The following is a 10,381-nucleotide window of genomic DNA, read 5'->3' on the forward strand; positions in this document are numbered from 1 at the left end:
ATTCTTTGTTCATCCATCCAATTTTGTATTATTCGTGACCGTCGGCTCCTGGCCGTTAGCGGCCTATCGCTGCTTTCACATTTTGAGTCCGCATAGTTCCAGCACCCACCATTGTTCAGGCATCGGTCAATTGCAATCTCACGCCACGTCGATGCATTACAGCAGAAACGCCTACCGCCGCCCCATTCAAGAGAATATAACGATTTCTATTCATACTGGGCTCCCCCAATTTGTCTGCTGATGCCTGCAAACAGTCAACGATATCAGATTTTCCACGTGAAAAAATCACAAATTCTCACAAATGCTTTCAACGATCTTGTTGAGCGCATCCTGCGGATCGACGCGAATGTCCAGCGCGGCCGCACAAACGTGCTGCTGGCCGAGCGACCAAGTTATGGGGGCAAATCCGAATCGCTGGAAGGTTTCCAAAATGCCAGCCGATGGTCGTGACAATTCAGTCTTGGCCAAACCCTGCCCAAACCGTGCTCAAACCGATCAGGCTACCGGACTCTTTCGTGAATTAATCGGTGCGAAGAGCCGGGCAGGATAGGTGATGTAGGCCTACACGCAAGCGTGTATTCCTCCATCACAACTCCTTATTCGCACTTCGTGCTCAACGGAATCCTGCTCTGCGAGGCCAGGTGGCTACCGCCACCGATGCAATACCTTTCTCTTACGCCAAAGAGGATGTGCTCGGGTAGCCACCGACCTGAGATACGTGTGCTCTCTGCGGGTGCCGGCAACTCGACGATGAACGCGGCCATCGCCGCGCCGAGCATTGCTCAGCAAGGGCGCACCATTTCGCGTGCGTCGTCGGCCAGGAACGTCTTTGCTAGCGGCGGAAACACCGTAGGTGCCTCTGGGGGCAAGCAGGCATAGCAGCACTGTCGCCGACCATGGAGGTCACGCCATCACCGGTGTCCTCGGTGTAACGCCGGCGCCTTGACCCCGTCCGCATCACCAACGGCCTTGGACCACTCAGCAGAGGTTCGGAGGGAGGGTACGTGCGAGCCTGCCGATGTCAGCCCTGTTGCGTTGCAAAAAGGAATCAAAAAAGTCCGGTAGTAATAATAAGAATAATATTATTCCTATTATTACTATTACCACGCGGAGCGATGGGCGCTGTAGAGTCAGCTCTCCGCACACAGACGATACGGCCGGCGGAGCCATCTTGGCGGTGCGCGTCACGGTCACCGACGTGACCTCTCGTGTCAAGGATAGTCGGCGCCACATCGGCACCAAGCTCGGCGACAGGGGAAATTTAGCCGCTAAAAAAGTCGAGCAATCTTTCAGCGGCTAAAGCCCGGAACACCAGCGCCCTGCCCGCTTTGATCTAATCGGCATTTGCTTCGCTTTTCGGTAGGCACGCTGTGCAGGCAGGCTCATACTTCAAGCATTCGTTTCGACATATCGATCGCGCGGCAACCGCGCTCTGCTTGGGAGACAATGATGAGCAACCGAACTTTGCAATCCATAACCGCGCTGCGGGCGGGATTGGCGCCGCCGGTGGTCGAAGACAAGCAGGCAGCACCACGGCGCCCAGTTCTCAGCGAGGCCAGGATTTCTGGCGTAGCAGCGCCTGCCGCAGAACGGCGAGCAATTAGCCGCCAGGGTAGCCTGCGGCTGGTGCGTATGCCGGAGGTAAAGGCGATCTGCGGTCTGTCGCGCAGCAGCATTTACCACCTGATCCAGGAGGGACGCTTTCCGGCGCCGGTCGCCATTGGCGGGCGGGCGCGGGCGTGGATAAAGCACGAAGTCGAAGGCTGGGTGGCGCAGCGGATACGCGCCAGTCGTCCACACGCATAACTGCGCGACGCTGGCAGCGCCATGGCTGATCTTGCTTTTCGAACTGTACGATGTCTACAACTGAGCGCTTGGCGGGTCGCTCTTCGCTTTCAAACTGTCGAGGTAATCGGACCACTGCTGCATCATTTTCCTGCGCTCGGGCAGGTGCGCAGTGCGGTTGTAGGCTCGGCCGTTGGGGTCTTTCACCGCGTGGGCCAGCTGGTGCTCGATCAGGTCCGGTCGGGCGCCCAGCACTTCGTCAAGAATGGTGCGCGCCATAGCGCGGAAGCCGTGGCCGCTCATCTCGTCTTTCTCGATTCCCATCCGGCGCATCGCCGCCAGAATTGCGTTGTCGCTCATCGGGCGATCGTTCGTTCTGGCGCTGGGGAAAACATAGGTGCTGTCACCGGTCCGGGCATGCACCTCCCGCAAGATCGCCATCGCTTGCGTGGACAGCGGCACGATGTGCTGGGTCTTCGTCTTCGTCACAAGAAACCGCCACTCGGCCGCCTCCAGGTCGATGTCGGCCCACTTGGCCTTGCGTAGTTCGCCAGGACGCACGAACACCAGCGGCGCAAGGCGCAGCGCGCACGAGACGATCATGGAACCCTCGTAACGGTCAAAGGTCTTGAGCAGCGCGCCCACCTTGGCCGGGTCGGTGACGGATGCAAAATGCTCGGCCCTCACCGGTGCTAAAGCACCGCGCAAACCGCCCGTAGGATCGCGCTGGGCGCGTCCGGTGGCCACGGCATAGCGGAACACCTGCCCGCAGTTGGCAAGCGCCCTGTGGGCCGTTTCAAGCGCGCCGCGCTGCTCGATGCGGCGAACGGCAGACAGCAGATCGGGCGCGGTAATATCCGACATCGACTTGCTGCCGATCCAGGGAAAAATGTCGCGCTCAAGTCGGCTCAAAATGCGCCCACCATGGTTCTCGGCCCAGGTCGGCGAAAACTTGGCGTGCCATTCACGCGCCACCACCTCGAAGCTATCGGCCGCATTCTCCGGCTTGGCGGCTTTCTGGGCCTGGCGCTGCGCACTCGGATCAATCGCTTGCGCCACCAGCTTACGCGCCTGGTCACGCCTTTCCCTGGCGTCCTTCAATCCAATATCAGGGTAAGTCCCCAAGGACAATAATTTTTCTTTCCCATCAAAACGGTACCGGAAGCGCCACCACTTGCCGCCCTGCGGCGTCACCAGCAGATGAAGTCCGCGCTCATCGGGCAGCTTGTAGGGCTTGGCTTCAGGCTTGGCGATTTTGATTTTCGTCTCGGTAAGGGCCATGTCGTATCTCCGCGTGGGATAGCTTAGATACAGGCTTTAGCCGAATAGTTCCGGGAGCGGTTTGAACGCTCTCATGCTCAGGCCACGTCATTACAGCCGGGTTTGATGCGGGACAGGCCGTTCTGGATGCGGGTAACCGGGGTGCGGGTAACTGGGGTGTGGGTAACTCAAAACGCATACCCTCAGTTACCCGTAAACCTCCCCCAGTTACCCACTGGCTGTCACCGGACGCCTTTGAACCAAGCTGGACTGGCCCCCATAGAGAAAAACCCGCACGGGGCGGGTTTTTTAGGTCTTGCTGAGCCTGCTTGAAACGAATAAGTGGTGGAGACGGCGGGAATCGAACCCACGGAATTTGAGCAAACATGCGGGTTTCCAGCCCTACGCTGGCTTTAAGCTGCCATTGTCCGTACGTCCGCAATTTGCGTGAACTCCGCAGTTGGCCGAAGCGAAGGAGGGCTCCCGCCCTCCTCATCCTATTAGCGCTTGCCCCGTGTGCTATCGGGGGTTACGTTCGTTGGCACCCAAACACTACCGGGCTTGCTCGTAGGAGGCGCACGGTGATTGTCAGGGATTGCAGCAAAGTTATCACGCATGCCGCCGCGAGGACCTTGCTCTTGGAAAATGCCACCTTGGCGGCCTGGAGTTTGGCCGGGTTTAATACCTGTACTCATAATTGACTCACTTGCCTAAGCTTCCCCGATCGCTAGAATTAGATTGGCGCTATCGGTTCAACAGATTAAAATGGAGTCCTCGAGCGGTTCTGCACCATTCGAGGATGGTTTGCTTCCTTTTGCCGTTAAGGCTTTATGTTTGCTTTCCTATCAGATCCCTGCCTTCCAGCTCAACATTGCTGGGTTTGTTCCGCGGCTAGCGGCGGGTTCAAATTGTGAGGCCCCGGTCTTGACCACCGGGGACCTCCACCTCCTCAGAGCTTCCAGTACTACATCTAGTACCTTTCCTCCTGACTTGAGCTAATTGTAGTAGTCCTCCCTATCGACCACAAGGGTAATTTTTTGTGCTTAAGGCAATTTTTCGATTGACTTTATCAAACGCCTTTCACCATGCGCAGTCCGGGGTTAGCGGGTACTAACGATTCACATGATTCACTATATTTTTGCCAATGGAAATACAAAGATACGCCCCGTTTTTTGAGAATTTTGCACGCTATAGTGAGAAGGCGGGAGCCGAACCCCGCGTAATTTGAGCAAAGATGCGGGTTCCAACTGGTATGCTGGCATCACTTTGTCATTATGCAGACGTCTGCACAGGGAAGGTGACAAGCCACGCTTGCCTGTATTGAGCGCCATTTTCGCTGCTCTCCCACCCCTGCAGTATTACCCCGTCCGAATCCCACTTGATGATCTGCGGATCAAATAAAGGTAGAGAGCTTCCCATCAGTCGATCTTGCGAGCGATACAAGGTCGCGGAACTACATGCCGGCCGATGCGTGATTTCGGGGGTGATCACGAGCTGCTCGAGCACCAAGTAGCCGTGTTCTGGCGCCGATCGCTTCTTGACACCCTGCTCGCGCAAACGCTCAACGATGACGAGCTGACCTGGCGCGCCAGGGCTACGTGGAGGGGTTACGGGGCCTGATAATGTACTGTGCATAAACACAGTATATCAGGCCGTTTTGCTTAGCCTTAGAAAAGGCCTGCTGGCTCAGCAGCCCGATCCCAACTGTAGATAATAAGCTCGTTGCGCTCGACACCCTTCCCGCCGCCACCCACGATGTAGTTGATGCCCGTGCTGTCCATCTGGAACCGCGCAAATACCCGACGGATGTCCGGATGATCGTTTAGGCTCAGAATCGCCTTACCCTTCAGCCGGGACATCAATTCCGCCATCTTCTCGTACTGCTCGAACTGGAAGTCCACGCCGTAGCCAGCAGTCTCCCAATACGGCGGATCAAGGTAGAACAGCGTATGCGGCCGGTCGTAACGCTCCATGCACTCGTACCAGTCCAGGTTCTCGATATAGGCGCCAGTAAGCCGCAGGTGCGCAGCCGACAGGTTCTCCTCAATGCGCAGCAGATTGACCGGTGGCGCCGTTGTAGCAGTGCCCCAAGTCTGCCCTTCTACCTTGCCACCAAACGCCTGCTGCTGGAGGTAGAAAAACCGCGCAGCACGCTGGATGTCGGTGAGCGTATGCGGTGGTGTCTGCTGCAACCACTTGAACACGTCCCGGCTCGACAGCGCGTATTTGAACTGCCGTACAAATTCCTCGAGGTGATTCTTCACCACCCGGTACAAGTTGACCAGCTCGCCGTTGACGTCGTTGATCACTTCTACCTCGGCAGGCGGACGCATGAAATACAGCGCCGCACCGCCGGCGAACACCTCGACATAGCACTTGTGCGCAGGGAACTGGGGAATGATGCGGTCAGCAAGACGACGCTTGCCGCCGATCCAGGGAATGATTGGCATTGCCATGTGTAAACCTTTTTACATTATTTTGTGCTAGACTCGCGCCGCCTCCGGAGGTAGCAGAGCCTTGCTCGGTTTACTGGTACTGTCAGTGAATTGAGGCCTGGCCAGGTTGTTAGCGCAATCTGACCAGGCGCTCTGTTTTTACTGCGGGGTGTCCTGAACGCAGCCAGCTAGCGCTGCCTCCAACTCACCCTCGTATTTCCGCCCTGCCAACCAGTCCCGCGCCAGGGCCAGAACTTTGGCACCGGCCGGCGCATCGAGCGGCAACTTGTCGAACTTGTACACCGGCGCCACCGGCTCATTCTTCACGCAAGGCGTGTGCACCGGCACGTAGACGGTCTGCGGCGCCGGCGGCGCGGTGCCGCAGCCAGCCAGCAGCACGGCGCCCAAGAAGATCACGAGTTTCATTTGACGTCCTTAAGCAGCTGATCGACGAACGGCATGGCCTCATCGCAGGTGGTGGCGTGCGCACCGGCCAGCTTGGCCTGCGCGGCATCGTATCGGCGGCCTTTGGCTGCGGCCAGCGCCTGGGCGGCACGACCGCGTGCGTCGGACTCCACAGTAGCGCGATGCATGGACTGGACCGCCTCGTTCTGGACGCCGAGCGAGGTGCGCAGGGTGGCGTTGACGCCCTGCTCCGCTACGAGCCTGGCCAGCGCCTTGTCGCGCGCGGCCGCCGCCAGCCACCAGCCGGTGCCGGCGCCAGTGGTCACCACCAGCAGCAGGATGGTCAGCACCACCGTTGCCACTTTCCAGATGCCGGAGACTATTGCGCCGCCGGCAAGGCTGAGCGCGCTCACGGCACGCCCGTCAGGCACAGGCTGCGCTCGGCGGCGCGGCGCTTGGTCAGCCCCGGCAGCGCCACCATGGCGCCAAGCACGCGCGCCTTGTCCCAGCGCGGCAGCTGGTTGCACGCGCCGACCAGGTCGCCGGCGTACAGCATGCGCGCGGCCGTGGACGTGGTGCGGCTACAGGCCAGGCCCGGGCCCAGGTTAAACACGGCGTCGGAGAAAGCGGCCAGCACCGGTACCGGCAGGCCGGGCACGCAGCGCTCGACGTGCGCGACGGCTTTCTGCATGTCGGCGGTCAGCAGCGCGCGGCATTCGTCCATCGAGTATTTGCGCTTCGCCACCACGTCGGCGCCGGTGTGGCCGTAGCACACGGTCAGGATCCCGGGCGGGTCGTAATACGCGAACTGCCGGATGCCCTCGGCAGGGATGGCGATGATGGTGGCCAGCGCAGCAGCTGCGGCCGCGCGTTGTTTAGGCGTTGTTGCCATTGGCGCCTCCCGACAGTTCGCGCTGCGCGACCAGGCGTGCCACGGCGGCCGAAAGCGACACCGCCGAAGCGATGCCGGCGAACACGCCGTTCGGGATGCCAGCCGGCTGCACTAACTGCACGCCCACTTCCAGGCCACCGAGGATGGCAGCGAGGATGCTGAATTTCATGGACCATGCCCGGGTGAGCACGGCGCGCCAGTCTTCGATCAGTTCGAGTTTTTTCATTTGAGTTTCCACAGTCCATAAATTGAAGCGGCCAGCGCCGCCATTACCGTCAGCCACTTGGCTGGCCGTTCAAGCCAGCCCAGCACCCGGATCCCGCCCTTCATCGTGTTCATCGCGTCGGCCATCTCGCGCAGCGCCGGAACATCCAGCTGGTCGATCAGACCTTTGATAGCGCCCAGCACGTCCAGCGTCTCTTGCGCGCGCGCGTCGAGGCGGTTGATCGTCGCTACTGCCGCTGCCAACTCTTCCTCCAGCGCTTTGATTCGATGCTGGTTGTCCGCGTGGCGCGCGTCTTCTACTGCCTCATCTGCTGGCATGCTTCCCCTTTCATGGGACGTAAAAAAACCCGCCGGAGCGGGTTGTGGTGGAGTGGGGATCTGCTACGCCGCCTCGAGCGCAGCAAGGCGCTGCTCGAGCGCATCCTGGCGCGCAGCTTGGCCAGCGGCGATGAACATGGACAGCTCGGCATAGCGGAACGCGTAGCGATCACCGGCCTCGCGCACGACCTCGGTGTAGGCCTCCCGCGCCTCGACAGCTGGCCAGCCGGGCGTGGCCGGTACCGCAGGGGTTACGACATTGCCCGCGCCATCGAGGACAGCCGCCACCTCATCTGAAGGCGGCACCGCCGCGCGCGCCTCGACGGCCGGGTGATCAACTACCTGCCGGTCCCACGCGTCGTAGCAGACGAATCCGTAGTTGAACGGGTCGAGGCCGTGAGCCGCCATGATCTCGATTGCGCGCTGCACGGTCGGGCCGATGTGTTCCCGGGCGTCTGACGACTTCTCGTCAACAGCATCCCGCCAGCGGTAGATCTGCACGGCGCGGGCCAGATCACAGGCCGCCGCGATCTCTGCTGGCGTCAGGTCGCGGAATTGGCATTTCAGTCGGGCATCCGACGTGTTGATGGTGCCAGTGCGTGCGTAGATGGTGCGATAGGACTGTGATGGCAGTCCTATGTCATACTGGTTGTCCAATCGAGGGATCAAATACTTTCCTCGGAAATTGCAGGTAGTAGTGATGTCATCCCCGTCCACAGTATCGGTATGGGAGATACTGAAAATCTGCATATACGCAGATTCCTGCTCGGCTGTGCCGAATGCGCCCACTTTCGAAAACTGCAAGCGGAGCGTGCCATTGCTATTTACGAACGTCCACACGTAGTCATTACTTCCCTGCCCAGTCCAGCGAGCCATGCTAATGGATGGCTCTTGCCCCCCCGGGTATCCCAGCACTGAGCGTGGCCGCGATGACGCATTTGTTTCGCCAGTGCCAGTTACGAGCGGAGAAGCCAGAGGGCCGGTCAACACGCCACCGATCAACGGCAGCGCATTGAATGGGCCGACCGCGAACGCATCCCACATCTGGTTCAGCACCTCAACAAAATTGGTCATGCCTGCGAAAAATTTAAATGCCATGTTAGATCCCTTCGATTTGGAGTGGTGCGGAGTAGATGTCAAAACTCGATGCGCTGATGGCGTCGAGATTGGTGGCGCGGCCGTACAGCGTGTGGTCCTGCTCAATCAACGGGTCGGGATTTTCCGGGAACAGGCTGAATAGCAGTGGCCGCACTGCGCCGCACTCGCGCACGATGCGCATCAGCCGCGCGCGGTCTGTGGGTGTGATGTAGGCCAAGCTGACGCTCAGCTGCGAGCTGATGGTGCCGACGGCCGTTTTCTGTTCACCGGCTGCCGTACGGTAGCTCTCGCTACTGTCCTGGATCTGCAACTGGGCGCCATATTCCGCGTTGTATTCTGGCGACCAGTAATTGCCGATCACCAGGCGCGAGATTTCGATGTACGGCTCGATGCTCTGCTCTGCCCAAATCTCGACCACCAGGCGCCGCACATGCACCGGATCGAACCAGACTGCAGCATCGGCGCCGCCGCCTCGCGCCCAGGTGTTCACTCCACCCCAGCGATGGGCATTCCAACCCAGGGGGAGCACGCCGAACGGATAGGTGTCCAGCGGCGCCTCGCGGCACGGCTGCACCCAGCCAGTGTCGATAGCCGGCGATGCATCACCCGGCACCGACCAGCCACGCACCCGCACCCGCGCGCAGCTGCGGAGGTTGGTGCGGACGAGGGCCAGGCACGCCAGCAGTTCGGGGGCCGCCCAGTTGACGTCCAGCAGCACCGACCGGCCCTGTGTGCGCCAAACAGCTGACCGCTCATCGCGCTGCAGATTGGCCGGCCCCAGCGCGCCGGCCTGGCTCGTTGCCGCCAGCACTGCGCGGTCACCCGCATTGTCGTGAAGGATTCGTAAATTGTTCATGTCACTCCGTGGAAATGAGGCTCAGCGATTGACGCATGTTCGACATCGACTGGCCGATCCCGCCCGGCATCGGGTTGAACGTAATGGTGCGCAGCGATCTGGTCACCAGCACGGCGCGGAACGTACGATCCTGGCTACCGCCCACCGTATCCGTGTATGTGATCGATCCCTCGATCACGCGCTGGTAGAACGACAGCTCGTCGAACACGCCATTGTTCTGGATGTATGTGGAGCCGGTGACGCTGAAGGTCTGCACGAGCTCCTCGGCAGTGTCGCGGATCGTCCGATAAAGTTGGATCGTTGCCGAGTTCTCTGGGCCAGACGCGCTGTAGGTGCCACCGTCGCGCCCTGCCTCCTCGCTGTACCAATAGCTGCACACCACGGTGATCGGACCGCCGTTGGTACCGAATGGACCGTCGGTAACCTGGCTGTTTGCATCCAGCGTAGGGTTCGTCACCGATGTACGCAAAATGCCTGCCGACAGCGCGCCGCCGAAATACCCAGCGCCCGAGCGTTTTAAATAGAAAATTGCGTTCGTGTCCGTCTTGGCTCCGGATCCCGCCCACATTGCATAGACGGGATCGTCTGGCCCCATCTCAATGCGGAACCCAGCACCCATGCCGGTGTTCACGTTGCCGGAAAAACTCGCGCGGCCATTCTCGATCGACAGGCCTGGTGCGTACAGCGTTCCATCGCTGGCAATCTGGATATAGCGCCCGGTGCTGGGGTTGCCCAGCAGCAGCCCCTCGGGGCCGAGGTAGTATCCGGTGCCATTGTTCGGCGGCCAGGCATAGCCGCTGTACGCACCGCCGGCGATGTTGCCGCGCAGGCGCACGCTGTTACCGAAGAAATCACCGCCGCGTTGCAGATACCAGCCGGCCACGCCTGGCGCCCAGTTGCTCGACCAAATATCGCCGCCAATTTTGGCGTTGGTTATCGACGCGTTCTGAATGAATGCGTCGGCGATGTAGACGCCGATGGGGATGGTGACGCCGCCGATTACCGTTTCCGTGGTGCGCACGATGAACGGTATCGCTGACGGCACACCGCTGCCCGCCGGCCCAGCGATGAAGAAGCCGCTGGCGCGCACGCCGAAATCGATGCGCC

General features: G+C 60.3%; 14 protein-coding genes. 4 read left to right on the top strand and 10 right to left on the bottom strand.

The features are described from left to right. From DUPY_RS28595 to DUPY_RS28600, 4 genes are all read left to right on the top strand, one after another. Positions 1-241 (top strand): hypothetical protein (locus DUPY_RS28595; RefSeq protein WP_208599982.1); only part of this gene is annotated, 241 nt, incomplete at its 5' end. 35 nt (positions 242-276) lie between these two features. Next, on the top strand, positions 277-450 hold the full coding sequence (locus DUPY_RS28270; protein ID WP_167359013.1) for a hypothetical protein: 174 nt from the start codon (positions 277-279) through the stop codon (positions 448-450). Positions 451-1,018: 568 nt separating this feature from the next. After that, positions 1,019-1,300 (top strand): hypothetical protein, encoded by a 282-nt coding sequence (locus DUPY_RS27700; protein ID WP_141749390.1) that lies wholly within the window; start codon positions 1,019-1,021, stop codon positions 1,298-1,300. A 149-nt stretch (positions 1,301-1,449) separates the two neighbouring features. Further along, positions 1,450-1,806 (top strand): helix-turn-helix transcriptional regulator, encoded by a 357-nt coding sequence (locus DUPY_RS28600; protein ID WP_208599983.1) that lies wholly within the window; start codon positions 1,450-1,452, stop codon positions 1,804-1,806. A gap of 54 nt (positions 1,807-1,860) precedes the next feature. On the opposite strand, the gene DUPY_RS02225 is transcribed toward DUPY_RS28600, so the two are convergent. The 10 genes from DUPY_RS02225 to DUPY_RS28275 all read right to left on the bottom strand — a co-directional run. Then, positions 1,861-3,066, bottom strand: coding sequence for a tyrosine-type recombinase/integrase (locus DUPY_RS02225; RefSeq protein WP_070246070.1), 1,206 nt, complete (start codon positions 3,064-3,066; stop codon positions 1,861-1,863). Positions 3,067-4,712: 1,646 nt separating this feature from the next. Beyond that, positions 4,713-5,501 carry a DNA adenine methylase gene (locus DUPY_RS02230; RefSeq protein WP_070246071.1) on the bottom strand — a complete coding sequence of 263 codons (789 nt, stop codon included), beginning with the start codon at positions 5,499-5,501 and terminating at the stop codon, positions 4,713-4,715. A gap of 138 nt (positions 5,502-5,639) precedes the next feature. After that, the gene (locus tag DUPY_RS02235; RefSeq protein ID WP_070246072.1) at positions 5,640-5,906 is read right to left on the bottom strand and encodes a hypothetical protein; all 267 of its coding nucleotides are present in this window, start codon (positions 5,904-5,906) and stop codon (positions 5,640-5,642) included. Further along, complete coding sequence (locus DUPY_RS02240; protein WP_070246073.1) at positions 5,903-6,298, bottom strand: hypothetical protein; 396 nt, start codon at positions 6,296-6,298, stop codon at positions 5,903-5,905. The genes DUPY_RS02235 and DUPY_RS02240 overlap by 4 nt, the downstream gene beginning before the upstream one ends. Continuing rightward, on the bottom strand, positions 6,295-6,777 hold the full coding sequence (locus DUPY_RS02245) for a lysozyme (RefSeq protein WP_070246074.1): 483 nt from the start codon (positions 6,775-6,777) through the stop codon (positions 6,295-6,297). The genes DUPY_RS02240 and DUPY_RS02245 overlap by 4 nt, the downstream gene beginning before the upstream one ends. Continuing rightward, entirely contained in the window at positions 6,761-7,003 is a 243-nt protein-coding gene (locus DUPY_RS02250; protein ID WP_070246075.1) for a DUF7940 domain-containing protein, read from the bottom strand. The genes DUPY_RS02245 and DUPY_RS02250 overlap by 17 nt, the downstream gene beginning before the upstream one ends. Then, a complete protein-coding gene (locus DUPY_RS02255; protein ID WP_070246076.1) occupies positions 7,000-7,320 on the bottom strand; it encodes a hypothetical protein in 321 nt (106 codons plus the stop codon). Before DUPY_RS02255 ends, DUPY_RS02250 begins: the two co-directional genes overlap by 4 nt. A gap of 63 nt (positions 7,321-7,383) precedes the next feature. Beyond that, positions 7,384-8,418 (bottom strand): tail fiber domain-containing protein, encoded by a 1,035-nt coding sequence (locus DUPY_RS02260; protein WP_070246077.1) that lies wholly within the window; start codon positions 8,416-8,418, stop codon positions 7,384-7,386. Between the two features lies 1 nt (position 8,419). After that, positions 8,420-9,274: a hypothetical protein gene (locus tag DUPY_RS02265; protein WP_070246078.1), complete on the bottom strand. Its 855-nt coding sequence runs from the start codon at positions 9,272-9,274 to the stop codon at positions 8,420-8,422. A gap of 1 nt (position 9,275) precedes the next feature. Next, positions 9,276-10,381, bottom strand: a 1,106-nt coding sequence (locus tag DUPY_RS28275; protein ID WP_208599984.1) for a phage tail tip fiber protein, incomplete at its 5' end; no start/stop codon positions are given.

It is taken from the genome of Duganella phyllosphaerae, from assembly GCF_001758785.1.
In the GTDB taxonomy this organism is placed as follows: Bacteria; Pseudomonadota; Gammaproteobacteria; order Burkholderiales; family Burkholderiaceae_D; genus Rugamonas; species Rugamonas phyllosphaerae.

Bases quoted from the DNA above. Each gene is read 5' to 3' on its own strand.
- DUPY_RS02260 (WP_070246077.1), bottom strand. From the start codon at position 8,418: ATGGCATTTAAATTTTTCGCAGGCATGACCAATTTTGTTGAGGTGCTG.
- DUPY_RS02255 (WP_070246076.1), bottom strand. From the start codon at position 7,320: ATGCCAGCAGATGAGGCAGTAGAAGACGCGCGCCACGCGGACAACCAG.
- DUPY_RS02250 (WP_070246075.1), bottom strand. From the start codon at position 7,003: ATGAAAAAACTCGAACTGATCGAAGACTGGCGCGCCGTGCTCACCCGG.
- DUPY_RS02245 (WP_070246074.1), bottom strand. From the start codon at position 6,777: ATGGCAACAACGCCTAAACAACGCGCGGCCGCAGCTGCTGCGCTGGCC.
- DUPY_RS02235 (WP_070246072.1), bottom strand. From the start codon at position 5,906: ATGAAACTCGTGATCTTCTTGGGCGCCGTGCTGCTGGCTGGCTGCGGC.
- DUPY_RS02230 (WP_070246071.1), bottom strand. From the start codon at position 5,501: ATGGCAATGCCAATCATTCCCTGGATCGGCGGCAAGCGTCGTCTTGCT.
- DUPY_RS02265 (WP_070246078.1), bottom strand. From the start codon at position 9,274: ATGAACAATTTACGAATCCTTCACGACAATGCGGGTGACCGCGCAGTG.
- DUPY_RS27700 (WP_141749390.1), top strand. From the start codon at position 1,019: ATGTCAGCCCTGTTGCGTTGCAAAAAGGAATCAAAAAAGTCCGGTAGT.
- DUPY_RS02225 (WP_070246070.1), bottom strand. From the start codon at position 3,066: ATGGCCCTTACCGAGACGAAAATCAAAATCGCCAAGCCTGAAGCCAAG.
- DUPY_RS28600 (WP_208599983.1), top strand. From the start codon at position 1,450: ATGAGCAACCGAACTTTGCAATCCATAACCGCGCTGCGGGCGGGATTG.